Below are 24,677 nucleotides of genomic sequence, written 5' to 3'. Positions count from 1 at the left end.
CCCGGGGGCTCGCCGCCCGCCCCACCGGCGCTCAGCCCGCGAACCGCGGTCCGTTCACCGCCGCACGGGCCCGCCGGTACCACCGCCAGCCGACCGTCGCCGCCGAATCGCGGAACGGCGCGGCCGGGGCACCCCGCCCGGCCATCCACGCCTCGATGTCCCGGGTCGTGTGGCCGCGGCGCAGGATCAGCCGCGCGATGCGGTACGGCTCGTCGGACGGTGAGCTCAGGGCGTGCCGCACGGCGGCGGCCGATGCGTAGCCCGCGGCCGCCGCCGCTGCGCGCACGGCACGGCTGTTGTAGCCGTGCGGATAGGCGAGATGCGCGACACGGTGGCCGAGCACATCCTCCAACTGGTGCTTGGAGTCGCGCAGTTCGCGTCGCAGCGCACCGGGCGTCAGGGTGTCCAGCTGCGGATGGGTGACGGTGTGGGCGCCGACCTCGATGCCGTACTGCTCCAGCAGCGGCGCCCCCGACAGGGTCATCATCGGCGCCGGAGGGAGCAGGCTGCTGCGGCCCGGCGTGACGGCCCCGGTGGTGAGGTACGCGGTCGCGGGCAGGCCCCGTGCGGCGAGCGCCTCGGCCGTCGGCCCGGTCAGGTCGGCGAATCCGTCGTCGAAGGTGAGCACCACCGGCCGCGGCGGCAGCGGGACCTCGCCGGTCAGCCCGCCGACGAGCGCGCCGACGGTGACCGGGGTACGGCCGGCGGCGACGACCGCGTCGAGCTGCGCCGCGAACTGCCGTGGTGCGACGGTGAATTCGGCGATCCAGTCGGGCGGGTTGTCCATCACGGCGTGGTACAGCAGTACGGGGATCGGCTCCGTCATCTCACGCCCCCTGCCCGTCACGGGACCAGGCGTCCGGCAGCTCGGCACCCCGCAGCCGCAGCCGCGCCCGGAGATAGCCGAGCGGGCCTGCCAGCATCCCGCGGCGCTGAAGATGTGAGAGATGGCGCGGCCAGGGGTGGTCCTGCACGCCGTACCGGCCCGGCACGGCCGCGTCCTGCCCGTCCCGCCGAGCGGTCAGCGCCCGGGCGTGCGCGAGCCCGCGCGGCAGTCGGCGCAGCAGCGCGGGGAGCAGCGCGGGCCGGTGCACGAGCAGGGCGGTGAGATACGCCGTCAGACCGGCGCCGTAGCCGTACGCCTGCCCGGCGAGGTCCTCCCAGGTCTCGCGGTGGTGGTGCCAGACGAGGGCCTCGGGGGTGTACCGCAGTCGGTGCCCGGCGGTGAGGACGCCCGCGAACGCGTACAGGTCGTCGCCACCGCGGGCCGGGGTGCCGGTGCCGGTGGCGGGGTCGAAGCCGCCGATGCCGCGCAGCGCCGAGGCCCGGAACGCCATGTTCGCGCCGGAGCCGAAACTGCCCGCGGTGAACGGGAACAGCGGTTGGTCGGCGGGCGGCCGGGCGGGATCGTACGTACGTGGCTCGAATCCTTTGGCGAAGCCGCCGTGACTCTCCAGGAGGATCTGCGCCGGCGTGCGCAGCAGGGCGGGCAGGATCAGCCCGGTCGTGCAGCCCAGCCGGTCGTCGGCGGTGAACGGGGCGGTGAGGGCGGTGAGCCAGTGCGGGTCGGCGACCACGTCGTCGTCCGTGAAGGCGACGACCGTGCCGTCGGCGACGGTCAGCCCGCGGTTGTGCGCGACGGCGAGACCGGGCACGGGTTCGCGGACGTAGCGGACCCGGCCGGCGTACGTGCGCGTGACGAGATCGCGGGTGGCCTCGGTGACGGGCGCGTTGTCGACGACGACGATCTCGTGGTCCGGATGGTCCTGCGCGAGCAACGAGTCGAGTGCGCACGCCAGTTGACCGGCGCGTTCGCGGGTGGCGACGACGACGCTGGTACGCGGCGGGTCGCCGTACGGGGGCAGCCGTAGCGGTTCGCGGCCGGCCAGCCGCTCGCGCGCGGCGACGGCGACGGCGTCGGCGGGCACGCGGCCGGGCGGGACGCGGCAGACGACGGTGGCGACGGGACGGCCGCGCAGCCGCACGAGCGCGAACACGTCCCCGCCGGGAGCGTACGGCCAAAGCGCCCCGCCGGCCGGCCCCGTCACGCCGTGCGCCGCGGGGCGTTCCGCGGACGGCTGCCCGGTGACCGGCGCGGGCGCGGCCGACAGGACTGGCGGAACGGGCGCGGGGACACCACTCACCGGCGGCCCGTAGAAGAGCACCTCGCCGTCGGGACCGGCCAGGTCCACCTCGACGACCCGCATCGCGGCCGGCAACCGCAGCCCGCCCGGCCCCGTCATGCGCGGCCTCCGGCCGCGACGCGCAGCGCACCCACCCGGTTCAGGACCTGCCGCGCCCGGGCGGCGACCCCCGGATGGGAGCGCACGAACGCATGGGCGCGGCGCACGGGCTCCCGCTGCAGCCGGTACAGGGCGGCCCGCGTCCCCGGCACCACCGACACCCCTTCGTGGACACGCAGTTCGCCGGTCTTGAGCGCGTCCTTGTACTCGGCCGCGCCGCGCCCGAGGTCGAGCAGACCGATGCCCTCGGCGGCCGCCGCCTCGGCCATCCGCAGATGCAGCACCAGCCCCGGCGAGAACTTGGCCAGTGCCGGCTCGTACGCCGGGAACCAGCAGGACAGCACCGTGCCCGAACGGAGCCCGAAGTGCGCGGCGGCCGGCCGGTCACCCGCGTACAGCACGGACAGCACGCCCCGGCAGCCCGGCGCGTGCGTGTCGTGCAGCAGGCGCACCAGGGCGGCGATCCAGACCTGCGCGAACCGGTCGCGCCTGCCCGTCCTGCGGTACTGCGCCGACTTCCAGGTCATCAGGGTGCGCAGGGCGGCCGGGTCGCGCTCGTCGAGGACGAACCGCACCGCGCCCGCCTGCCGCCCCAGTCTGCGCTCCTTCGCCAGAGTCGTCCGCAGGAACTTGGGCGACTGCGCACGCAGGACGTCCTCGTAGGCCAAATACCCTGCGCCGATGTCCACGACCGGCGAGCCGAACCCCTCGGCCACGCCCGGCCGGAACGTCTGCTGCCCGGCCTCCAGGTTGTCGAACTCCCAGGTGGCCAGCGAACATGCGCGGAGCAGCTCACGCTGCCCCATGCGCAGCCCTGGCCGTAGCACGGCGCCCTGGCAGTCCGAAACCCCGAGGCCGATGGCCCGCCCGCGGCCCAGCGGTCCGCGCTCGAACGGGAAGAAGCCCGCCGGCCGGCCGCCCTCCCGGAGCACCGCAACCCTGGCCGCAGGCCGCACCCGGCCCACGGCCAGGGTGAATTCCGGCTCCATGAACGGGTTCTGCGGCACCTCCGCCTTCGCCCGCAGCTCCCGCCAGGCGTCCGTCTCCGCCGCGGTCATGTCCGCGGGCTTCAGCACATGGATGCGTACGTCGCTCAACTCGACCCCCGGGTCTCCCCCTTGAGCATTCAACTGCTGCCCCGGGAGGAAGGTACCGGGAGAAAACCCGACAGGATAGGGAGCATCACGCTTGTTGCGACACGCGCCCCTTATCCCTGCGCGAGCGCGGCGGTCACCGCCGCCTCGGCGTGCAGCCGGGTCGTCGGGAACACAGGCACCGGGCTGTCGTCCGCGCGGATCAGCAGCTCGATCTCCGTGCAGCCGAGGATCACGCCCTGCGCCCCGGCCGCCACGAGCTCTCCGATCACCTTCCGGTAGGCGGCGCGGGACTCGTCCCGTACGACGCCGAGACACAGCTCGTCGTAGATCACCTGATGCACCAGGGCCCGCCCCTGCGCGTCCGGAGTGAGCACGGTGAGGCCGTGCGAGGCGAGCCGGTCGCGGTAGAAGTCCTGCTCCATCGTGAACGCGGTGCCGAGCAGGCCGACCGTGGTGAGGCCGGCCGCCCGTACGGCGTCGGCGGTCGCGTCCCCGAGGTGCAGCAGCGGCACATCGACGGCGGCCTGCACCTGGTCCGCGACCTTGTGCATGGTGTTGGTGCAGATCAGCAGCAGATCCGCGCCCGCCGCAGCCAAGCCCTTCGCCGACCCGGCAAGGATGTCGCCGGCCCGTTGCCACTCGCCCGTGACCTGAAGTGCCTCGATCTCGGCGAAGTCCACGGAGTGCAGGACGCACCTGGCGGAGTGGAGGCCGCCCAGTCGTTCCCTCACGAGCTCGTTGAGCAGGCGGTAGTACTCCGCGCTGGATTCCCAGCTCATGCCGCCGATCAGTCCGATGGTTCGCATCGGGCCACTGTCGCATGTCGTGCCCCGCGCGGCCGGGGCTGCCCATGACACTTGACCGGACCCGTGTTCACCGTCGAGAGGACACCCGCCATGCCCCCAGTCATCGCCGTCACCGGAGCGAGCGGCCGCGTCGGCGGCCGGGTGGCGCGCAGGCTCGCCGACGCGGGCGTCGCGACCCGGCTGGTCGGCCGTGATCCGGCCCGGCTGCCCGAGCTGCCGGGCGCGGTGGTCGCGCCGCCGGCCGCGTACGGCGACGGCGAGGCGATGCGGCGGGCTCTCGGCGGCGCGGACACGCTGTTCCTGGTCTCGGCGCACGAGGCGCCGGGCCGGGTGCAGGAGCATCACACGGCGGTGGACGCGGCGCTCGCGGCGGGCATCGGGCGGATCGTGTACGTGTCGTTCGTGGGCGCGGCACCCGACGCGACGTTCACGTTCGCGCGCGACCACTTCCACACCGAGGAGTACATCCGAGCGGCCGGTGTGCGCCGCGCGTTCCTGCGCGACAACTTCTATCTGGCCGCGTTCCCGTCGATGACCGGCACCGACGGGGTGCTGCGCGGCCCGGCCGGGCAGGGCAGGGTCGCCGCCGTCGCCCACGACGACATCGCCGATGCCGCGACGGCGGTACTCCTCGACGGGACACCGCGGCACGATCGCGCGGTCTACAACCTGACCGGACCGGCCGCCTTCTCGCTCGCCGAGGCCGCGGCCGAGCTGACCCGCGCCACCGGCCGCACGATCCGCTACGTACCCGAGTCCCACGACGAGGCGTACGCCTCACGCGCCGGGTACGGCGCCGAGGAGTGGGAAGTGACGGGCTGGGTGACCTCGTACGAGGCGATGGCCACGGGCGAGATGGCGGCGGTCTCGGACGCGGTGCCGCGGCTGACGGGCCGCCCGGCGCAGTCGCTGCGCGCGTGGCTTGCCGAGCACCCGCGCAGCTACGCGCATCTGCTGGGTCAGTAGAGGCGCTCCCCGGCCCGCCAGACCTCGCTCACCAGCGGCACACCCGGCCGGTACGCCAGATGCACATGGCTCGGGGCGTCGAGCAGCACGATGTCGGCGCGGGCTCCGGGGCTCAGGCGGCCGACGTCCGTGCGGCGCAGGGCCGCCGCGCCGCCGGCGGTCGCGGACCAGAGCGCCTCGTCGGGTGTCATCCTCATGTCGCGCACGGCGAGCGCGATACAGAACGGCATCGACGACGTGTACGACGAGCCCGGATTGCAGTCGGTGGACAGCGCGACCGTGGCACCCGCGTCGAGGAGTCTGCGGGCGTCGGGCCATTCGGCGCGGGTGGAGAACTCCGCTCCGGGCAGGAGCGTGGCGACCGTGTTGCCGTTCGCGAGCGCGTCCACGTCCTGGTCGGTGAGATGGGTGCAGTGGTCGGCGGACGCGGCGTCCAGCTCGACGGCGAGCTGCACGCCGGGGCCGTGGCCGAGCTGGTTGGCGTGCACGCGGGGAACGAGGCCCTTCGCCCTGCCCGCGGTGAGGATCGCGCGGGCCTGGTCACCGTCGAACGCGCCCCTCTCGCAGAAGACGTCGACCCAACGGGCGTACGGCGCACAGGCGTCGAGCATCTCACCGGTGACGAGGGCGACGTAGGCCGCCGGGTCGTCGGCGTGGTCAGGGGAAACGATGTGCGCCCCGAGGTAGGTCACCTCGTCCGTGTGCCGGGCGGCGATCCGCAACGCGCGTGACTCGTCGTGGGTGGTCAGCCCGTATCCGGACTTGGTCTCGAAGACGGTGGTGCCCTGGCGGAGCGCCTCGCGCAGGTGGCGGGTGAGGTTGGCCTCCAGCTCCTCGTCGCTCGCGGCGCGGGTGGCGGCGACGGTGGTGCGGATGCCGCCGGCGGAGTAGGCCCGGCCGGACATGCGGGCGTTGAACTCCTGGGTGCGGTCGCCCGCGAAGACAAGATGCGAATGCGAGTCGACGAACCCGGGGATGGCAGCGCGGGCCCCGGCGTCGTGTGTGCGGTCCGCGGCGGGGGCGTTCTCGGCGCGGCCGACCCAGGCGATGTGACCGGTCTCGTCGATGACGAGCGCGGCGTCCTCGATGAGCCCGAGGGGGCTGTTGTCACCGAGGGCGGGGTCGTTGGTGACAAGGCTGGTGAGGTTGGTGAGGAGGGTGGTGGGCATGGGGGTCCTTTCGGTGGGGGGAACCGTCACGCGCGCAGCGACGCAATCGCTCTCGCCAAGTCCGCGGCCGCGTCCGGGACCAGCGCATGGGCTCCCGCCCGCACCACCCGGCGGCCGCCCACCACCACGTCCCGCACGTCCGCCGCGCCCGCCGCGAAAACGGCGGTCTCCGCACCCAGCCTCGGCACCGGGCCGGCAGTCCGCACCGTGTCCAGGGCGATCGTCGTGAAGTCCGCGAGCGCACCGCGCTCCAGGCGGCCCGCGTCGGACCAGCCGAGTGCCGCGTGGCCGTCCGCCGAGGCCGCCCGCAGCAGCGCCGCCGCCGTCCAGTGGCCGCGCGTGCGGGAGCGGAGCCGTTCGTTCAGCTCCATCGCCCGCGCCTCCTCGAACAGATCGATCACGGCGTGGCTGTCGCTGCCGAGCGACAGCGGGGAACCCGCCGCCTGCAGAGCGGGGGCCGGTCCGATGCCGTCCGCGAGGTCGCGTTCCGTCGTCGGGCACATGCAGGTGCCGGTGCCGGAGCCGCCGAGCAGCGCGATGTCCTCGTCGGTCAGGTGCGTGTTGTGGACGCCGGTGGTGCGCGGTCCGAGGACCCCGTGGTCGGCGAGCAGCCGGGTGGGCGTGACGCCGTGTGCCGCGAGGCAGGCGTCGTTCTCGGCGGTCTGCTCGGAGAGGTGGACATGGAGGGGCGCGTTGCGCGAGGCCGCCCAGGAGGCGACCGTCGACAGCTGCTCGGCGGGGACCGCCCGTACGGAGTGGACCGCCGCGCCGATCCGTACCTGCTCGCTGTCCTTGAGCGGCGAGACCCGCTCCGCCCACGCGTCCGCAGTGCCGTCGCTGAACCGCAGCTGGTGACGGTTGGGGGGCTCCCCGAAGCCCGAGGACAGATAGGCCGTGTCCAGCAGCGTGATGCGGATGCCGGCGTCGGTCGCCGCGGCGATCAGCGCCTCGCCCATGGCGTTGGGGTCGGCGTACGGGGTACCGCCGGGCGCGTGGTGCAGGTAGTGGAATTCGCCCACCGCCGTGATCCCGGCGAGCGCCATCTCCGCGTACACCGCGCGGGCGAGTGCGAAGTAGCTGTCCGGGGTGAGCTCGGAGGCGACCTGGTACATCACCTCGCGCCAGGTCCAGAACGTGCCGGAGCCGACCTGCACCGTGCCGCGCAGTGCACGGTGGAAGGCGTGCGAGTGGGCGTTCGCCAGGCCGGGGACGGTCAGACCCCGCAGGATCTCCGCGCCTGCCGGCGGGGCGTCGACGCCCTCCCGCACCGCGGCGACACGGCCGTCCGACACGTCCAGGGCGACGCCCGGCTCGACATGGGTGTCGAGCCAGGCGTGCTCCAGCCAGTACGTCGTCATCTGCACGCCAGACCCTCCAGTACGTCGGCGAGCGCGATCACCCCGGCGACGCAGTCGTCCTCGGTCGCGGATTCGGCCGGGGAGTGCGAGACGCCGGTGGGGTTGCGCACGAACAGCATGGCGGTCGGGATCGATCCGGAGAGGATTCCGGCGTCGTGTCCCGCCCCCGTGCCGAGGACGGGGACGGCTCCGCCGAGGATCTTGTTGAGCTCGTCGCGCAGCGCGTGCTCGAACTCGATCACCGGTGTGAACGACTCCCGTACGACGGCGAGCTCCACTCCGTCGCGGTCCGCCCGCTCCTGCGCGGCGCGTTCGATCGCCGTGACGACGGTGTCGAGGGCGGCCTGGCCGGGGGCACGCGAGTCCAGCCAGCCCCGGACGAGCGACGGGATGGCGTTGACGCCGTTGGGCTCGACGGAGATCTTGCCGAACGTGGCGACGGCACCGGCGAGTTCCGCCTCGCGGCGCGCGGCGAGCACCGTCTCCGCGTATGTCAGCATCGGGTCGCGCCGGTCGACGAGCCGGGTGGTGCCGGCGTGGTTGGCCTCGCCGCGGAAGTCGAACCGCCAGCGGCCGTGCGGCCAGATCGCGGACGCGATACCCACCGCGTCGCCGGACAGGTCCAGCGCGCGGCCCTGCTCGACGTGCAGCTCGACGAACGCACCGATGCGGGCGAGGCGTTCGGGGTCGGGCCCGATGGTGCCGGGGTCGTACCCGGCGGCCTCCATCGCCTGCGGGAGGCTCACTCCGTCCGCGTCCCGGAGGGCGTACGCCCGCTCGCGGGTCAGCTGCCCGGCGGCGAGCCGGGAGCCGACGCACGCGAGCCCGAACCGGGCGCCCTCCTCGTCACCGAAGTTGGTGATCGCCAGCGGCCGGGTGAACTCCGCACCCCTGTGACGGAGTTCGTCGAGCGCGGCGAAGGAGGACACGACTCCGAGAGGACCGTCGAAGGCGCCCCCGTCGGGAACGGAGTCGAGGTGCGAGCCGGTGACGACGGCATCGGCGGCGGTGGGGTCGCCGAGCCAGGCCCACTGGTTGCCGTTGCGGTCGGTCTCGTAGGTGAGGCCCCGTGCCTCGGCCTGCGCCTGGAACCAGGTCCGGCAGTCGGCGTCGGCTCCGGTCCATGCGTAGCGCCGGTACCCGCCGCTCTCCGCGTGGCGGCCGATGGGCGCGAGCTCCCGCCACATCTCGGTGAACGAGGGGGAGCCGCCGCCCCGGAGGCTGCTCACGCGCCCTCGCCCTCGCGCATCGGGACGCGTACGCCCTTCTCGTCCGCGACGCGCTCCGCGATGTCGTAGCCCGCGTCGACGTGCCGGATGACGCCCATGCCGGGGTCGTTCGTCAGCACGCGGCGGATCTTCTCGCCCGCGAGCTCGGTGCCGTCCGCCACGGAGACCTGGCCCGCGTGGATGGAGCGGCCCATGCCGACGCCGCCGCCGTGGTGGATGGAGACCCAGGACGCGCCCGACGCGACGTTCACCATGGCGTTCAGCAGCGGCCAGTCCGCGATCGCGTCGGACCCGTCGAGCATCGCCTCGGTCTCGCGGTACGGGGATGCCACCGAGCCGCAGTCCAGGTGGTCGCGGCCGATCGCGAGCGGGGCGGCGAGGGTGCCGTTGCCGACCATGTCGTTGAACATGGCGCCCGCCTTGTCGCGCTCGCCCTGGCCCAGCCAGCAGATGCGCGCGGGGAGACCCTGGAAGTGGACGCGCTCGCCCGCCATCTTGATCCAGCGGTGCAGCGACTCGTTCTCCGGGAACAGCTCCAGAATCGCCTTGTCGGTCTTGTGGATGTCGGATGCCTCGCCCGACAGAGCCGCCCAGCGGAACGGGCCCTTGCCCTCGCAGAACAGCGGCCGGATGTACGCGGGGACGAAGCCGGGGAAGGCGAATGCCCGGTCGTACCCGGCGAGCTGGGCCTCGCCGCGGATCGAGTTGCCGTAGTCGAAGACCTCGGCGCCGGCGTCCATGAAGCCGACCATCGCCTCGACGTGCCGAGCCATGGACTCGCGGGCGCGGGTGGTGAAGCCCGCCGGGTCCTTCGCGGCGTACGACGCCATGTCGTCGAAGTCGACGCCGACGGGCAGGTACGCCAGCGGGTCGTGGGCGGAGGTCTGGTCCGTGACGATGTCGATGGGCGCGGACTCGGCGAGCATGCGCGGCAGCAGGTCGGCGGCGTTGCCGAGCAGGCCGATGGAGAGCGGACGGTGGGCGTCGCGGGCCTCGACGGCCAGCTGCAGCGCATGCTCCAGGGAGTCGGCCTTCACGTCCAGGTAGCGGTGCTCGATGCGGCGGTCGATCGCGCGCGGGTCGCAGTCGATGCAGATCGCGACGCCGTCGTTCATGGTGACGGCGAGCGGCTGGGCGCCGCCCATGCCGCCGAGACCGGCGGTCAGGGTGATCGTCCCGGCCAGGGTGCCGTTGAACTTCTTCGCGGCCACGGCGGCGAAGGTCTCGTAGGTGCCCTGGAGGATGCCCTGCGTGCCGATGTAGATCCAGGAGCCTGCCGTCATCTGGCCGTACATGGTCAGGCCTAGCTGCTCGAGGCGCCGGAACTCCTCCCAGTTCGCCCAGTCGCCGACCAGGTTGGAGTTGGCGATCAGGACGCGCGGCGCCCATTCGTGGGTCTGCATCACGCCGACGGGACGGCCGGACTGGACGAGCATCGTCTCGTCCTGCTTCAGCGTCCTCAGCGTGCGGACCATCGCGTCGAAGGAGCGCCAGTCGCGGGCGGCCTTGCCGGTGCCGCCGTAGACGACGAGCTTGTCGGGGTGCTCGGCGACCTCGGGGTCGAGGTTGTTCTGCAGCATCCGCAGTGCGGCTTCCTGCTGCCAGCCCAGCGCGCTCAGTTCCGTACCGCGCGGTGCCCGTACGGGGCGGGGTCCTGACATGCGATGCCTCCTCGCGACAACGACTCGACCATGGGATTTGTTATTCACATCTTGTATCTCTGAATACTTCTAGTCAACAGCTGCGTCGCGAGCCGCCGGATGATTGGCTGATGCACATGACTGCCGACAGCCGGGACAGGGCCGTACGCGCGGCCGCCGAACAGGGACTTCTCTCCGAGACGCAGCCGGTCGTTGCCCTGCTCGACGTGGCGGGTATCCGCGCGTCGGCCACGGCCCTGCGGGAGGCGTTCGCCGCCGTCACCGACGCCCCGGTGCTGCACGCGTTCGCCGTGAAGGCGACTCCGCTCGTGCCGGTCCTCGCGCTGCTGCACGCCGAGGGCATCGGCGCGGAGGTGGCCAGCCCGGGCGAGCTGGCGCTCGCACGCGCGGCGGGCGTGGCGCCCGGCCGCACGGTGCTCGACTCGCCGGCCAAGACGGACGCCGAGCTGCGCGAAGCGCTCGGCCTGGGCATCGCCGTCAACGCCGACAACCCCCAGGAGCTGGCCCGCATCGACGGACTGCGCACCGGCGGGAGCGGCGGATCGCCGGTGGGCCTGCGGGTCAATCCACAGGTCGGCGGCGGCTCGATCGGCGCCCTGTCGACGGCGACCGCGACCTCCAAGTTCGGGTTCGCCCTGGGCGACCCGGGCGCACGGGAGGCCGTCGTCCGCGCCTGCCTGGACCGCCCCTGGCTGACCCGCCTGCACACCCACTCCGGCTCCCAGGGGATACCGCTCGCGCGCATGACCCAGGGCATCCGCGTCGTGTACGAGCTGGCCGAGGAGGTCAACGCGGCGGCCGGACGACAGCAGATCGACACCATCGACATCGGCGGCGGCCTCCCCGTCAACTTCGCCTCCGACGAGCACACCCCCTCCTTCGCGGAGTACGCGCGACAGTTGTCGCAGAGCGTCCCGGGCCTCTTCGACGGGCGGTACGGACTGGTCACCGAGTTCGGCCGCTCGCTGACCGCCAAGCACGGCGTCGTCCTCGCCCGCGTCGAGTACGCCAAGACCGCGGGCTCCCGCCCCATCGCCGTCACCCACGCCGGCGTCCAGCTCGCCACCCGTACCGTCTACGACCCGATGTCGTGGCCGCTGCGCATCGCCGCGTACGACGCCAAGGGTCTGCCCAAGTCCGGCCCCGCCGTCGAGCAGGACATCGCGGGACCGGCGTGCTTCGCGGGCGACCTGCTGGCCGAGAAGAGGGCGCTGCCACTGCTGGAACAGGGCGACGTCATCGCCGCACTGGACACCGGGGCCTACTACTTCTCCAGCCACTACGGCTACAACAGCCTGCCCAGACCGGCCGTGCACGGGTGGACGGCCGCCCCGCACGGCGGAATCCGCTTCACGACCGTACGGTCCGCGCAGAGCACCGCGGAGATCGTCGCGGAGTCCGGCGGGGAGCACGCGGCCGCGCTGCTCCCCTGAGCGACGCGGCGGCGGCTGTCGGTCCCCGGTGGTTCCATGGACCCATGACCGTGAAGAGCGTCGTCGTCGAACGCGTGATCCGTGCCCCCGGCGGGCAGGTCTGGCAGGCCCTGACGGACCTCGGGGACATGGAGCGGGTGCTCAGCGGGGTGACGAAGGTCGAGGTGCTCACCGAGGGCGCCTTCGGCGTGGGCACACGGTGGCGGGAGACCCGGCGGATGCTGGGCAAGGAGGCCACCGAAGAGATGTACGTGACGGCGAGCGAGCCGCCCGAGCGCTTTGTCGTGGAGGCCGACTCGGCGGGCGCGCACTATGTGTCGGAGTTCAGGCTGCTGGCCGCGGGCGAGGACGCGACGACGGTCCGGATGACGTTCTCGGCAGAACCCCCCGCCGGCGTCGCCGGCCTGCTCGCCAAGCTCCTGGGCGGCCTCGGCGCCCGCGCGGTCCGCAAGGCGATCGCCAAGGACCTGGAGGACGTGGCAACGGCAGTGGAGCGGCACGGGCACTGACGCGGCACCCCCGCGTCAGCGGCGCCGTGCACTCGTTCGGGCGCCCGGGGGCATCACCCGAAGCCCGTCGGGCAATCTCTCCCACGGAAACGGGAGAGGTGTCTCATGAGCAGCACATCCACATCAGGGTCGACCGCAGCACCGGATCAGCAACCGTCGCTCAAGCGGGCCATCGGGCCCAAGCTGCTGATCCTCTTCGTGATCGGCGACATCCTCGGTACGGGCATCTACGCCACCACGGGCAATGTGGCGGGAAAGGTCGGCGGAGCACTGTGGCTGCCTTTCGCCATCGGCTTCGTGGTCGCGATCCTGACCGCCGCGTCGTATGTCGAACTGGTCGGCAAGTATCCGAAGGCGGCCGGCGCCGCGCTGTACACCCAGAAGGCGTTCAAGGTGCAGTTCCTGACCTTCATCGTCGCCTTCATGGTCATGTGCTCGGGGCTGTCGTCCGCGAGCGCGGCGGCCCGCGCCTTCAGCGGTGACTACTTCCAGGAGTTCACCGACGCGATCCCGCCCACCCTGGTCGCGATCCTCTTCATCCTCGCCCTCGCGGCCCTGGCGTTGCGCGGTGTGTCGGAGTCCGTGAAGACCAATGTCGTGCTCACCCTCGTCGAACTCAGCGGTCTCGCGGTGATCCTGGCGATCGGCGCCTGGGCCGTGCTCAGCGGCGACGGGGAGCCTTCGCGGCTGGGCGGGTTCGAGGCGTCGGGCACCGGGTACGCCTCGATCACCGGCGTCCTGGGAGCCACCGCGCTGGCCTTCTTCGCGTTCGTCGGCTTCGAGGACTCGGTCAACATGGCCGAGGAGACCCACGATCCGGCGCGCACGTTCCCCCGCGCCATCTTCACCGGAGTCGCGGTGACCGGCACGATCTATGTGCTGGTCGCGCTGGTCTCCTCGCTCCTCGTCGACTACCGCACCCTGGAGGGGTCCAGCGGTCCGCTGCTCGAGGTCGTCAAGGCGGGCGGGGTCGACTTCCCGCCGAAACTCTTCTCCCTGATCGCCCTGTTCGCCGTCACCAACTCCGCACTGATCAACATCATGATGGCTTCCCGGCTCTGCTACGGACTGGCCAACGAAAGGGTCCTGCCCCGCGGCATGGGCAAGGTGCTCCCCACGCGCCGCACCCCTGTCGCCGGCATCGCCTTCGTGACACTGCTCGCGATCGGCCTGGTGTCCACGGGCGAGATCGAAGGGCTGGGCGACACGACCGCGTTCCTGCTCCTGTGCGTGTTCGTCGTGGTCAACGTGGCCGTGCTGGTGCTGCGAAAGGACCGCGTGGACCACGCGCACTTCCGCACGCCGACGGTGCTGCCGGTGATCGGCGCGATCACGGCTCTGGTGCTCGCCAGCCCGCTCGCCGACCGTGATGCGGACGTCTACATCCGGGCCGGGGTGCTCGTCGGCATCGGGATCGTGCTCTGGGGCGTGAACAAACTCGTGCTGAAACTGCACCCGGAGGACTGAGTCCGGCCAGGGCCCCATCGAGTTCTGGCATTTCCCGATGGAAAATGCCAGAACTCCCCCCACCGGACACCACGTTGCGTAATCTCTCCGTCACTGGCGCGCACTCGTGGCGTGCCACGCCGAGGCGGGGAGGGGAGTCCGCGTGCCCGGAATCGACGAGTGTCTGCTGCAGGCCATGGTGGTGCCCGGGGCACGGGGAGCCACCATCGTGGACTGGACCAGCGGGCTCGCTCTCGGCGCCGTCGGGGAGACGCCCGGCGGTGACGTCGAGACCACCGCGGCGGAGACGGCCGAACTGGCCCGAATGGCCGCGGAGCACCCGTCGTTCGCACCCGAGGGGACCGGGAGCGGCACGGCGCCGGGCACGGACGGCGCCAAGGGGCTGCCCGTCGAGGACCTCATCGTCACCACCCGCACCGCCTACCACGTACTGCGCTTCGTGGAGACGAGCTTCGACAGCAGCGTGTTCCTGCACCTGTGGCTGGACCGGGACACCGGCAATCTGGCCCTGGCCCGGCTGCGCATGGCGGATCTCGCCGAACGGCTGGTGCTCGGATGACCGCGGCGCCACCCGCGCTCTCCCCCATGCTCGCCCGGCTCGCCGACGAGCGGGCCACCGGCGTCCTCGTACGCGACCACGGCGCGCTGTATCTCGTGGACGGCCAGGTCGCGCACGCCGAGAGCCCCGCCGCGCCGGGCATCGACGTCCTCCTCATGGCGAGCGGACGGCTCGCCCGTACCGGCTGGGAGGAGGCCGTCGCCCGCGCCGGCGCCCGCCGCGAGGTGGCGCGCTTCCTCGTCGACAGCGGCCAACTGGCGGGCGGTGAGCTGGAGATCTGCCATCTCGGCGCCCTCCACGACGCCGCGTTCTTCGCGCTCGCGCCGGGCAGCGGGCCCACCCGCTTCCGCTACGGCGTCGCGCACTGGATCGGACGGGTGCGCCCTGTGCCCGCCGCGGATGTCGCCCGCGAGGCGCGCAGGCGACGCGGACTGCTGGATGCCGTGTGGCCGTATCCCGAGGTCGACACGGCGCCGCTGCGCCGCGCAGCGGCGGGAACCGCCTCCCCCAGGCAGCGGGCCCTGCTGGCCCTCGCCGACGGGGTGCGCACCCCGTCGGCCATCGCCCGGACCCTGGGCCGGCCCGCCTTCAACACCCTGGTGGAGGTGCGGCGGATGGCCGCCGCGGGGCTCGTCGAGACGCCGTCCGAGCCCGGGGTCGGCACCAGGAGCCGGCTTCCCGCCGGACTCCCGGACTTTTCCACGGACCCCGACATCGCCCTGTTACGCCGGCTCCGCGACGCACTGGAGGCAAGCCTGTGACCCACCGTCCGACCCGTCGGGCCCGGCGCGATCCGTCATGAGGCGCGCGTTGCGGCTGCGTGCCGAGAGGAGACTGCTGATGACGGCCGAGGCCGACGTGCTCGGTGAGCTCAGACGACTGCGCGCCCGGGTGCCGCAGCTGACCGGCGCCCTTGCGGCCAGCGCGGACGGCCTCGTGCTGGCGTCGGACACGGCCGAGGCCGAGGGGGTCGCCGCACTCACCGCCGCCGCGCTCGGTGTCGCCCTGCGCCTGACCGAGGCGACCGGTCAGGGCGGTTTCAAGGAGCTGCTCGTCCGTGGCGAGAACGGCTATGTCGCCACGTACACGGCCGGCCCGTCGGCCGTACTGACCCTGCTGGCCGAACCGCGCATCAACGTCGGCCGGCTCCATCTCGAGGCCCGCCGGGCCGGCGCCCGAATCGGGGAGCTGGTCGACTCCGCCCTCGAACGACCCCAGGACGCCTGACCGATGGCCGCCACCCCCGCACGACCACCCGCACGAACACCCGCCAGAAAACGCACCGGACGGAAGGAACGTACGCCTGCCATGGCCAACACCGAAACCGCACTCAAGGAAGCCAGCACCATCGAGGGCGCTCTGGGCGCCGCGCTCGTCGACTACACCAGCGGTATGGCGCTGGGCACCATCGGCGGCGGCAAGGATCTCGATCTCACCGTCGCCGCCGCGGGCAACACCGATGTGGTGCGCGCCAAGGTGCGCACGATGGAGCACCTCGGGCTGAAGGAAGACATCGAGGACATCCTGATCACCCTCGGTTCGCAGTACCACCTGATCCGGCTGCTCAAGAGCCGCTCCTCCAACGGGCTGTTCCTCTATCTCGCGCTGGACAAGGAGCGTGCGAACCTCGCCATGGCCCGGCACCAGCTGAAGAAGATCGAATCCGAACTGGACGTCTGAGCCCTCGTCAGGACAGCTCGGGACAGCTCAGGACGGCTCGGGACACCTCAGCGTCGACGTCGCGCCCCACCGGGCGCGGCGTCGCCCGCTGCGATCCCGGTGCTGCGGAAACCCTTGGCCTGCTTGCCGACCGGGCCGCCGGCGAGCCGGTCCGTGCCCGTCCAGTCCGTACGGATCCACAGCAGCGCCTCGTCGGCACGTTCGCGCCTGCCGATCCACACGGCCTTGGCCCAGAGCCCCGCGCCCGCTCCGGCCAGCAGTGCACCGCCCACGGCCGGTACGGCGAAAGAGGAGACGAGGGCCGCGACGAAGGCGAGCAGCAGCCACCAGCGGCGGGCGCGGCGGCACACCCGCAGTGTCACCCGCCGGTCCTGGAGCACGTCGTGGCGGCCGGCGCGTGTGGCACAGCCCGCGAGATGCGTATAGCGACGGCGGCGCGCGAGAGCGACGACGACAGCGGTGACGAGAAAGACGGCGGCGGCGGCAAGGATGCCGATCCGGCGGCCGGTGAGTCCGGGCACCAGGCTGCCGACCGTCGCGGCGAGCACACCCAGCCACCACAGGGGCGCCGCCCCCGCCCGTACGACCACCGCCACCCGAGCCAGCGACTGCGTTCCGCGCACCTTCTTGCCCCCTCCGCCGAGTTCCGTCCGGCGGGGAGGCTAGCGGCCGTTTCTGAACGGCACCTGAGAAAGGCCCGCTTCGGCGTCTACTCCACGAACAGGCCGCGTTCCGCGGCCTGCGCGTCGAAGTCCTCCAACCGCGCCTGCGCGTCGGGGAGGTCGTCGCACATGGCCTCCAGGAGCACCCGGCCGAGCAGCATCGGCGCACACGCCGTGTCGAAGGCGAGGCCGGTGCCGACGGCGGCCGGGATCAGCAGATCGCTGTGCGCCGCGACCGGCGCGAACGCCGAGTCCGCGACCGTCACCACGCTCAGCCCGGCCGACCGGGCGTACTCCAGCGCCTCCACGACCTCCTTGGGGTGCCGCGGAAGCGCGAAACAGACCAGGGCGCTCGCGCCGGCCCGGCGCGCCGCGTCGATCCGGTCGGCGAGCATCGAGCCCCCCTCGTCGAGGAGCCGTACGTCCGGGTGGACCTTGGCGGCGAAGTAGGCGAAGCCCCGGGCCTGCGAGGAGGCGGCCCGCAGGCCGAGCACGGGCAGCGGGCGGGAGGCGGCGAGCACCCGGCCCGCGCGCTCCACGAGAGCCGGATCGGCGAGCATCTCGGCCAGCTGCCGCAGATTCTCGATCTCGGCCTGCACGGCCTGCTGGTACTCGTTGTACGTGTCCTCGTGGGCGGCGGCCTCCGGCGGGGCGACCTCGCGCAGATGCTTGCGCAGCGCGGGGTATCCGTCGAAGCCGAGTGCGACGGCGAACCGGGTGACGGACGGCTGGCTGACGCCGGCGAGTTCGGCGAGCTCGACGCTGGACAGGAACGGCACGTCCCCGGCCCGGCGGACCATGCTGTGCGCGATGCGCCGCTGGGTGGGAGTGAGCCGGTGTCCCTCGAAGAGCAGCTGCAGCCGCGCCGCAGGGCTGTCGTTCATGCCATCCCCCTCGTTCGGCCCCATCTATTCAGCCACCAAGGCCTCTGCATGACCATATGCAGCAGCCGACGGGCGGGCAAGGGCCGCCCTGACGGGTCAATCCGAGTGGTACGTCGGATGCGTTGCGTCAAGACTCCGTAACAGAAGGTCGCGGCGCGTCGTTCGCCGCTCCGGTCCCGGCGCGGACGAACCGCCCCGGGACGGCTCATCCCGTTCGGCCCGCCTGCCGGTCCTCGACGCTCCTCGCGTGCCGACGGCCTCCAGAAAACGAGAAAGGTGTCGAAATGACCCATGCACGGCGCCCCGTGCCGCCCCCCTCCCGCAGCCGCTCCCGCAGCGCGTCCCGTACGGGCATAGCTTCGCTCGCCGCCCTTGCGGCGCTGCTGGCTGCCGCGCCGGCAGCGACTGCCGACGAGGCGGGGGGCACGAACGCGGCTCCCGACGGCGGCACTCCGGCCGGTGTCAGCACGCTGTCCGAAAAGTGGACCGGGCCGTGGACGCTCTCCTTCCTGCCGGACGGGAACTCGGCGCTGGCGACCGAACGCCACACGTACCGCGTCTTCCGGCTCCACCGCGACGGCACCAAGACACAGCTCGGCACGGTGCCGAACACCGTCGCGGGTCCCGTCGCACCCGCGGGCAACGGCGGGCTGTTGGGTGTCGCGCCTTCCCCGACCTGGAACGGCACGACGGACAAGCGCGTCTTCTTCGTGCACACCACGGCGAGCGACACCCGCGTGGTGAGGATGGACTACGACGGCACGTCGCTCAGCAACTACATCACCATCGTCGGCGGCATCCAGCGGGGCGGCGACCACAACGGCGGCAAGATCGCCTTCGGCCCCGACGGCTACCTCTACGTCTCGACCGGCGACGCCCGCGTGCCGGCCCTCGCGCAGAACAAGAACTCGCTGAACGGCAAGATCCTGCGGATCACCAAGTCCGGCGCCGCGGCCCCCGGCAACCCGTTCGGCACCCGCGTCTACAGCTACGGCCACCGCAATCCGCAGGGGCTGGCATGGGACCGCAACGGGCGACTGTGGTCCGCGGAAATCGGCGAGTCCACGTTCGACGAGCTCAACCTGATCAAGCCGGGCGCCAACTACGGCTGGCCCACCTGCGAGGGCAGGTGCGCCGTCGCGGGCATGACCAACCCGAAGGAGGTCTGGAAGCCCGAGGAAGGCGTGCCCGCCCAGCTCGCCGTCGTACGGAACGTCATCTACCTCTCGACTCTGCGCGGCCAGCGGCTGTGGCGGGTCCCGATCGTCGGGAACACCGAGGCCGTCGGCGCGAAGCAGGCGTTCTATGCGGGCACGTACGGCCGGCTGCGTGCCATCACGAAGGTCCCCGGTGCCGACGAGCTGTGGCTCGGCAGCAACGGGAACGGGGCCGGCGGTGACCGGATCTTCAAGGTGACCATCAAGTAGGTCCCGTCGCACAGGTCCCAACCCACCCCAACGGAAAGGCAGGCAGGACGATGAACGAAGCCAAGGACCTCACGCAGACGTTCGATCAGAGGGTCGCGGAGGAGGCTGACGAGACCACGTGGGAGGCCCCGGATCACACGGTCGTCGAGACCGCGCTGGAAGTCACCGGGTACTACCGCGACGACTCCGTCTAGCCGACGCCATGCTGCTGCAGGTGCTCGGCACGGCCGCAGGCGGCGGAACACCGCAGTGGAACTGCGCGTGCCCCGGATGCTCCGGGGCACGCGCCCACCCGCAGCGGCGCCGCCGCCACGCCTCGCTCGCCGTCCAGGCGGGTGAAGGCAGTTGGTACATCGTCAACGCCACTCCCGACATCGGCGACCAGATCGAGGCCGGGGCAGGGCTTCACCCCGGGCCCGGGCTCCGGCAGACCCCGGTCTCCGGGCTGATCCTCACTGACGCCGAACTCGACCACACCCTGGGCATCGCGCGGCTGCGCGAGGCGGAAAGCCTCGAGGTGGTGGCGACGGCGCCCGTGCGCGACGCGCTCCTCGAGCGCCTGCGACTGGGCGCGGTGCTGGACCCGTACGCCGCCGTGACCTGGCGGGAACTGCCACGGCACGGGACCGGGCCGCTGGACGGCGGGGCGTCGGCAGTGCAGGTCAGCGCCATCCCTGTGTCCGGCAAGCGCCCGCGATACGCCGCCGACGCCCCGGACGACGACGCCTGGGTCGTCGCGCTGCGCCTGTACGACGCCACGACCGGCGCGTCGGCCGTGTACGCGCCCGCCCTGGCCGCCTGGCCCGACAGTCTCCGACAAGCCGTCGCCGAGGCCGACGTCGTCATCGTCGACGGCACCTTCTGGGACGACGAGGAACCCCGCCGCACCGGCATCTCGGACCGCACCGCGACCGGCATGGGGCATCTGCCCATCGACGGACGCGGAGGCACCGCCGAGCTCCTCGCCCCGCTCACTGCCCGATGTCTCTACACGCACCTCAACAACACGAACCCCCTCGTCGACCCGGCGGCACCGCAGCACAAGCGGCTCGCCGCACTGGGCATCGAGGTGGCCTACGACGGGATGGTGATCGAGTGGTGACCACGCTGCTCGCCCCGGTCGACGACCCCTGGAGCACGGAGGAGTTCGAGGCACGGCTCCGCGCGGTGCCCCAGGAGCGGTACCACGACCGCCACGCCTTCAACCGACGGATGCACAGCGGCGGTCTGAGCCGGACGGAGCTGCGCTGCTGGATCACCAACCGCTTCCACTACCAGCGCCACATCCCCGTCAAGGACGCGCTGATCACCGCCAAGCTGGACACCCCCGGGCTGCGCCGCATGTGGCTGCGCCGGATCCAGGACCACGACGGCCAGGCCGAGGGCGAAGGCGGCATCGAGCGGTGGCTGCGGCTCGGCGAGGCGGCCGGTCTCGACCGCGAACCGCTGCTGCGCGGCGACAGCGTGCTGCCGGGCGTACGGCTGGCCGTCGACGGCTACGTCAACTTCTGCCGCCTGCGCCCGCCCCTCGAAGCCGTCGCCGCTTCGCTGACCGAACTGTCCGCCCCGGACCTGATGCGCACCCGTATCGACGCCTTCGAACGCCACTATCCGTGGATCGAACCCGACGGCCTCGCCTACTTCCGCTCCCGCGTCTCCCAGGGCCGGCGGGACAGCACCGAGGCGCTCGGCCTGGTCCTCGCCTGGGCGCGCACCCGCGACGACCAGGAACGTGCCGTGGCGGCGCTCCGCTTCAAGTGCGACGTCCTGTGGTCGCTCCTCGACGCGGTGGACAGGGCGGGCCACGAGGAGGAGACATGAGGACAGCGACCGAAACCGACTGGCAACCCGCGCTCTCCCCCTCCATCGTGCGGCGGCGCGATCAGGTGCGGGGAGCGGACCTGCTGGTCCTTCCCGAACGGGTCGTCGTCCTCACCGGCAAGGCCGCTCTGGTCGTCGGCCTGTGCGACGGGACCCGCAGCGTGCACGCGATCGTCGACGAGCTGGCCGAACAGTTTCCCGGAGCCCCGGTCGCCACGGACGTTCCCTCGTTCCTCGACCGTCTGCGGAAGGAGGGGTGGCTTCGATGACATCCGCGACTGCGGCCGACGCACCCGGCCGCCCCTGGGCCTTGCTGGCCGAACTCACCCACGCCTGCCCGCTCCAGTGCCCGTACTGCTCCAACCCGCTGGAGCTCACGCGGCGGTCGCGTGAGCTGGCCACCGACCAGTGGACGGATCTGATGCGCCAGGCAGGCGAGTTCGGGGTCGTCCAGACCCATCTCTCGGGCGGCGAACCGCTGTTGCGTCCGGATCTCGAACAGATCGTCTCCGCGGCCGACACTGCCGGCATCTACACCCAGCTGGTCACCAGCGGCACCGGTCTCGACGAGGCCCGGCTGAGCGCTCTGACCGGCGCCGGTCTGCGCAGTGTCCAGCTGTCCGTTCAGCACGCCGACCCGCGCGCATCCGACCGGATCGCGGGGCGTCCCTCCTTCGCCGCGAAGGAGCATGCCGCCGCGCTCGTACGGGAAACGGGCCTGCCCCTCGGCCTCAACGTCGTCCTGCACCGCGAGAACCTCGACGCCATCGACGCCATCGTCGAACTGGGGCTGTCCTGGGGCGTGGACCGCATCGAGCTGGCCAACACCCAGTTCTACGGCTGGGGTCTGCTCAACCGCGCCGCGCTGATGCCCACGCGCGAGCAGATCTCCCGCGCGCGGGAAGCCGTCGAGGGATGGCGCAAGCGGCTCTCCCCCGCCGGCGGGGGCTCGGGCCGGCCCGAGCTGGTCTGGGTCGTGCCCGACTATTTCGACGGCGTCGCGAAGCCGTGCATGGGCGGGTGGGGTGCCGTCTCGCTCACCGTGGCACCCGACGGCACCGTACTCCCCTGCCCGGCCGCGGCCCAGCTGCCGGACCTGGATCCGCCCAACATCCGCGACCGGCCGCTGGACTGGATCTGGAACCGCTCCAAGGCGTTCACCCGCTACCGCGGTACCGAGTGGATGGCCGAGCCGTGCCGCAGCTGTGTCCGGCGCGACGAGGACTTCGGCGGCTGCCGCTGTCAGGCGTTCGCGCTCACCGGGGACGCCGCCCGTACGGATCCGGCGTGCTCGCTGTCCCCGGACCACGGCCTCGTCAGGGTGCCTGCCGACGACGTTTCGGCCGGATCGCCGCCGCCGTATGTGTACCGCAGTCCTGGAGCGCTGCGAAAGACGACCCGTTCCGACCGGCGGGCCCCCGCCTGACAGGGGGGCCAGCCCCACTGCGCGCGGCCGGCGCCGCCCGTAGCGTGTGCGCCATGGAAGCCCGCGACCCTGAGCTCAAGAAGGAGCTCGACGCCACCCTGCACGCCCGCCGCGAGCTGGGCGAGGACTACGACTCCGCTCTCGTCGAATCGTTCCTGGAGAAGGTCGAGCAGCGGCTCGACGGCGCCGTGGAACTCCGGGTGCGCCGCCAGCTCGCCGAACAGCAGATGGTCGTCGCCCGTGGCGGTGCGCGTCCCGGCCGTTCCGCCGAGCAGAACTTCGGCGAACGCTTCGGCTTCGCGATCGTCACGATGGTCCTGGCCATCCCCCTGTCGGCGATCGGTGTCGCCAACGCGGACCTCGCCGGCCTGGTCGTCACCTGGCTCGGCATCGTCGGCGTGAACGTGGCCCACTCCGCCCGGCTGTGGCCCTGGCAGCGGGGGCACCGGCAGAAGCCCGACTGGGAGGACTGACCGCCTGCGACCGGCGGGTGTCCGCGCTCGCGGGCGAACAGCCGGTGGAGAGCGAGACGTTCCGGGCCCTGTGTGCGGCGGACCGCACCGCCTTGCGCCGCGGAGGGATTGTGGCGGGGACCGCCGCACCCCCGGCGAACCGGGGGGCGGGACGACGGCGGTCCCCGCGAGGACACGGACCGGGTCAGGGCCGGTCGTCGCGTCCGGGGCGTCCTGGAGGTCCGGGAGCCGCTCCGTAGTCCTGGACGCCGTCCGTGTCGGCCGGGTTACCTGCCCGGTCCCCCTGCCGACATCCACCAATGTGCCGGACGCGTGTTAAGCGTGTGCTGCGTGTACGTGTCGCCCTCGTACCGTTTTCGCGAAAGCCCGTAGGCCGTCGGCTACTTCGCGTCTCCCGCGAGGAAGGCCAGCAGGTCCTGACGGCTCACCACACCCGTCGGCTTGCCCTCGACCAGCACGATCGCCGCGTCCGCCGACTCGCCGAGCACCGACATCAGATCGGCCACCGGCTCGCCGGAGCCCACCTGCGGCAGCGGCGCCGACATGTGCTTCTCCAGCGGGTCGTGCAGCGAGGCGCGCTGGGTGAACAGGGCGTCCAGCAGTTCGCGCTCGACGACGGATCCGATGACCTCGGCCGCCATCACGTCCGGGTGGCCTGCGCCGGGCTTGACGATCGGCATCTGGGAGACGCCGTACTCGCGCAGCACCTCGATGGCGTCACCGACGGTCTCCTCGGGGTGCATGTGCACCAGGTGGGGAAGCGTGCCGCCCTCCTTGTGGCGCAGCACCTCGGCAACGGTGGCGCCGCCGGCCTCCTCCAGGAAGCCGTAGTCGGCCATCCACTCGTCGTTGAAGATCTTGCTGAGGTAGCCGCGGCCGCTGTCCGGGAGCAGCACGACCACGATGTCGTCCGGGCCGAGACGCTCGGCGACGCGCAGGGCCGCGACGACCGCCATGCCGCAGGAGCCGCCGACGAGCAGGCCCTCCTCCTTGGCGAGGCGGCGGGTCATCTGGAACGAGTCCTTGTCGGACACGGCGACGATCTCGTCGGTGACGGTCCGGTCGTAGGCGGACGGCCAGAAGTCCTCACCGACGCCCTCGACGAGGTACGGGCGGCCGGAGCCGCCGGAGTAGACGGATCCCTCGGGGTCGGCGCCGACGATCCTGACCTTGCCGTCGCTGATCTCCTTGAGATAGCGGCCGGTCCCGGAGATGGTGCCGCCGGTGCCGACGCCCGCGACGAAGTGGGTGATCCTGCCGTCCGTCTGCTCCCACAGCTCGGGACCGGTGGTCTCGTAGTGCGAACGCGGGTTGTTCGGGTTGGAGTACTGGTCGGGCTTCCAGGCACCGGGGGTCTCGCGGACGAGGCGGTCGGAGACGTTGTAGTACGAGTCCGGGTGCTCGGGATCGACGGCCGTGGGGCAGACCACGACCTCGGCGCCGTAGGCGCGCAGCACGTTGATCTTGTCCGTGGACACCTTGTCGGGGCAGACGAAGATGCACTTGTAGCCCTTCTGCTGGGCCACGATCGCGAGTCCGACGCCGGTGTTGCCGCTGGTCGGCTCGACGATGGTGCCGCCGGGCTTCAGGGCGCCGCTCTCCTCGGCAGCCTCGATCATCCGCAGGGCGATCCGGTCCTTCACGGACCCGCCCGGGTTGAAGTACTCGACCTTGGCGAGGACGGTCGCCGAAATACCTGCGGTCACGTTGTTCAGTTTCACCAGCGGGGTGTCGCCGACGAGACTGATCATCGAATTGTGAATACGCACAATGTTCTCCGGGGTCTCCGTAATGGTGCGGCCAGCGT

26 protein-coding genes are annotated in these 24,677 nt (G+C 72.3%); 15 read left to right on the top strand and 11 right to left on the bottom strand.

The window, feature by feature from the left end; all coding sequences use genetic code 11:
* Positions 1–31: 31 nt before the first annotated feature.
* From AC067Z_RS04830 to AC067Z_RS04815, 4 genes are all read right to left on the bottom strand, one after another.
* Positions 32–826, bottom strand: a complete 795-nt coding sequence (locus AC067Z_RS04830; protein ID WP_478787991.1) for a polysaccharide deacetylase family protein — start codon at positions 824–826, stop codon at positions 32–34.
* A 1-nt stretch (position 827) separates the two neighbouring features.
* Entirely contained in the window at positions 828–2,243 is a 1,416-nt protein-coding gene (locus AC067Z_RS04825; RefSeq protein WP_478787990.1) for a glycosyltransferase family 2 protein, read from the bottom strand.
* Complete coding sequence (locus AC067Z_RS04820) at positions 2,240–3,301, bottom strand: GNAT family N-acetyltransferase (protein ID WP_478788061.1); 1,062 nt, start codon at positions 3,299–3,301, stop codon at positions 2,240–2,242. Before AC067Z_RS04820 ends, AC067Z_RS04825 begins: the two co-directional genes overlap by 4 nt.
* 149 nt (positions 3,302–3,450) lie before the next feature.
* Complete coding sequence (locus AC067Z_RS04815) at positions 3,451–4,146, bottom strand: aspartate/glutamate racemase family protein (RefSeq protein ID WP_478787989.1); 696 nt, start codon at positions 4,144–4,146, stop codon at positions 3,451–3,453.
* A gap of 90 nt (positions 4,147–4,236) precedes the next feature.
* Between AC067Z_RS04815 and AC067Z_RS04810 the strand changes: the two genes are divergently transcribed.
* A complete protein-coding gene (locus AC067Z_RS04810; RefSeq protein WP_478787988.1) occupies positions 4,237–5,112 on the top strand; it encodes an NmrA family NAD(P)-binding protein in 876 nt (291 codons plus the stop codon).
* On the opposite strand, the gene hutI is transcribed toward AC067Z_RS04810, so the two are convergent.
* From hutI to hutU, 4 genes are read right to left on the bottom strand one after another with little or no spacing between them, the layout of a single operon-like run.
* Positions 5,106–6,281, bottom strand: a complete 1,176-nt coding sequence (hutI, locus tag AC067Z_RS04805; RefSeq protein WP_478787987.1) for an imidazolonepropionase — start codon at positions 6,279–6,281, stop codon at positions 5,106–5,108. The two genes, AC067Z_RS04810 and hutI, sit on opposite strands and share 7 nt — an antisense overlap.
* A gap of 26 nt (positions 6,282–6,307) precedes the next feature.
* Positions 6,308–7,639, bottom strand: coding sequence for a formimidoylglutamate deiminase (locus tag AC067Z_RS04800; protein WP_478788060.1), 1,332 nt, complete (start codon positions 7,637–7,639; stop codon positions 6,308–6,310).
* Positions 7,636–8,826, bottom strand: coding sequence for an allantoate amidohydrolase (locus AC067Z_RS04795; protein ID WP_478788059.1), 1,191 nt, complete (start codon positions 8,824–8,826; stop codon positions 7,636–7,638). Before AC067Z_RS04795 ends, AC067Z_RS04800 begins: the two co-directional genes overlap by 4 nt.
* A gap of 38 nt (positions 8,827–8,864) precedes the next feature.
* Positions 8,865–10,529 carry a urocanate hydratase gene (gene hutU, locus AC067Z_RS04790; RefSeq protein ID WP_478787986.1) on the bottom strand — a complete coding sequence of 555 codons (1,665 nt, stop codon included), beginning with the start codon at positions 10,527–10,529 and terminating at the stop codon, positions 8,865–8,867.
* Positions 10,530–10,645: 116 nt separating this feature from the next.
* On the opposite strand from hutU, the gene AC067Z_RS04785 reads away from it, so the two are divergent.
* From AC067Z_RS04785 to AC067Z_RS04755, 7 genes are all read left to right on the top strand, one after another.
* Positions 10,646–11,962 carry a type III PLP-dependent enzyme domain-containing protein gene (locus tag AC067Z_RS04785; RefSeq protein WP_478787985.1) on the top strand — a complete coding sequence of 439 codons (1,317 nt, stop codon included), beginning with the start codon at positions 10,646–10,648 and terminating at the stop codon, positions 11,960–11,962.
* Positions 11,963–12,006: 44 nt separating this feature from the next.
* A complete protein-coding gene (locus AC067Z_RS04780) occupies positions 12,007–12,471 on the top strand; it encodes an SRPBCC family protein (RefSeq protein ID WP_478787984.1) in 465 nt (154 codons plus the stop codon).
* 105 nt (positions 12,472–12,576) lie between these two features.
* Positions 12,577–13,938 (top strand): APC family permease, encoded by a 1,362-nt coding sequence (locus tag AC067Z_RS04775; RefSeq protein WP_478787983.1) that lies wholly within the window; start codon positions 12,577–12,579, stop codon positions 13,936–13,938.
* Positions 13,939–14,080: 142 nt separating this feature from the next.
* Positions 14,081–14,497 (top strand): roadblock/LC7 domain-containing protein, encoded by a 417-nt coding sequence (locus tag AC067Z_RS04770; protein WP_478787982.1) that lies wholly within the window; start codon positions 14,081–14,083, stop codon positions 14,495–14,497.
* Positions 14,494–15,258, top strand: coding sequence for a transcriptional regulator (locus AC067Z_RS04765; protein ID WP_478787981.1), 765 nt, complete (start codon positions 14,494–14,496; stop codon positions 15,256–15,258). Before AC067Z_RS04770 ends, AC067Z_RS04765 begins: the two co-directional genes overlap by 4 nt.
* Before the next feature lie 37 nt (positions 15,259–15,295).
* Entirely contained in the window at positions 15,296–15,724 is a 429-nt protein-coding gene (locus tag AC067Z_RS04760) for a roadblock/LC7 domain-containing protein (protein ID WP_478787980.1), read from the top strand.
* A gap of 81 nt (positions 15,725–15,805) precedes the next feature.
* Positions 15,806–16,177, top strand: coding sequence for a hypothetical protein (locus tag AC067Z_RS04755; protein WP_478787979.1), 372 nt, complete (start codon positions 15,806–15,808; stop codon positions 16,175–16,177).
* Positions 16,178–16,224: 47 nt separating this feature from the next.
* On the opposite strand, the gene AC067Z_RS04750 is transcribed toward AC067Z_RS04755, so the two are convergent.
* Together AC067Z_RS04750 and AC067Z_RS04745 are read right to left on the bottom strand one after the other, a co-directional pair.
* Entirely contained in the window at positions 16,225–16,800 is a 576-nt protein-coding gene (locus AC067Z_RS04750) for a hypothetical protein (protein ID WP_478787978.1), read from the bottom strand.
* Between the two features lie 86 nt (positions 16,801–16,886).
* A complete protein-coding gene (locus AC067Z_RS04745; protein ID WP_478787977.1) occupies positions 16,887–17,723 on the bottom strand; it encodes a MurR/RpiR family transcriptional regulator in 837 nt (278 codons plus the stop codon).
* A 284-nt stretch (positions 17,724–18,007) separates the two neighbouring features.
* Between AC067Z_RS04745 and AC067Z_RS04740 the strand changes: the two genes are divergently transcribed.
* The 7 genes from AC067Z_RS04740 to AC067Z_RS04710 are packed head-to-tail and all read left to right on the top strand — an operon-like array spanning position 18,008 to position 22,870.
* Positions 18,008–19,150: a PQQ-dependent sugar dehydrogenase gene (locus tag AC067Z_RS04740; protein WP_478787976.1), complete on the top strand. Its 1,143-nt coding sequence runs from the start codon at positions 18,008–18,010 to the stop codon at positions 19,148–19,150.
* Positions 19,151–19,200: 50 nt separating this feature from the next.
* On the top strand, positions 19,201–19,344 hold the full coding sequence (locus AC067Z_RS04735) for a pyrroloquinoline quinone precursor peptide PqqA (RefSeq protein ID WP_478787975.1): 144 nt from the start codon (positions 19,201–19,203) through the stop codon (positions 19,342–19,344).
* Between the two features lie 8 nt (positions 19,345–19,352).
* Positions 19,353–20,252: a pyrroloquinoline quinone biosynthesis protein PqqB gene (pqqB, locus tag AC067Z_RS04730; RefSeq protein WP_478787974.1), complete on the top strand. Its 900-nt coding sequence runs from the start codon at positions 19,353–19,355 to the stop codon at positions 20,250–20,252.
* Positions 20,249–20,971 carry a pyrroloquinoline-quinone synthase PqqC gene (gene pqqC / locus AC067Z_RS04725; protein ID WP_478787973.1) on the top strand — a complete coding sequence of 241 codons (723 nt, stop codon included), beginning with the start codon at positions 20,249–20,251 and terminating at the stop codon, positions 20,969–20,971. The genes pqqB and pqqC overlap by 4 nt, the downstream gene beginning before the upstream one ends.
* Complete coding sequence (gene pqqD / locus AC067Z_RS04720) at positions 20,968–21,240, top strand: pyrroloquinoline quinone biosynthesis peptide chaperone PqqD (RefSeq protein WP_478787972.1); 273 nt, start codon at positions 20,968–20,970, stop codon at positions 21,238–21,240. Before pqqC ends, pqqD begins: the two co-directional genes overlap by 4 nt.
* Complete coding sequence (gene pqqE, locus AC067Z_RS04715; RefSeq protein ID WP_478787971.1) at positions 21,237–22,397, top strand: pyrroloquinoline quinone biosynthesis protein PqqE; 1,161 nt, start codon at positions 21,237–21,239, stop codon at positions 22,395–22,397. The genes pqqD and pqqE overlap by 4 nt, the downstream gene beginning before the upstream one ends.
* A 53-nt stretch (positions 22,398–22,450) precedes the next feature.
* Complete coding sequence (locus tag AC067Z_RS04710) at positions 22,451–22,870, top strand: hypothetical protein (protein ID WP_478787970.1); 420 nt, start codon at positions 22,451–22,453, stop codon at positions 22,868–22,870.
* Positions 22,871–23,250: 380 nt separating this feature from the next.
* Here the strand turns inward: AC067Z_RS04710 and AC067Z_RS04705 are convergent, their stop codons facing one another.
* The gene (locus AC067Z_RS04705; protein WP_478787969.1) at positions 23,251–24,639 is read right to left on the bottom strand and encodes a cystathionine beta-synthase; all 1,389 of its coding nucleotides are present in this window, start codon (positions 24,637–24,639) and stop codon (positions 23,251–23,253) included.
* Positions 24,640–24,677: the final 38 nt, after the last annotated feature.

It is taken from the genome of Streptomyces sp. NPDC043812 (assembly GCF_056436245.1).
Note: the sequence above shows the minus strand (reverse complement) of the source record. Positions and strands in the feature narration are given on the sequence as shown.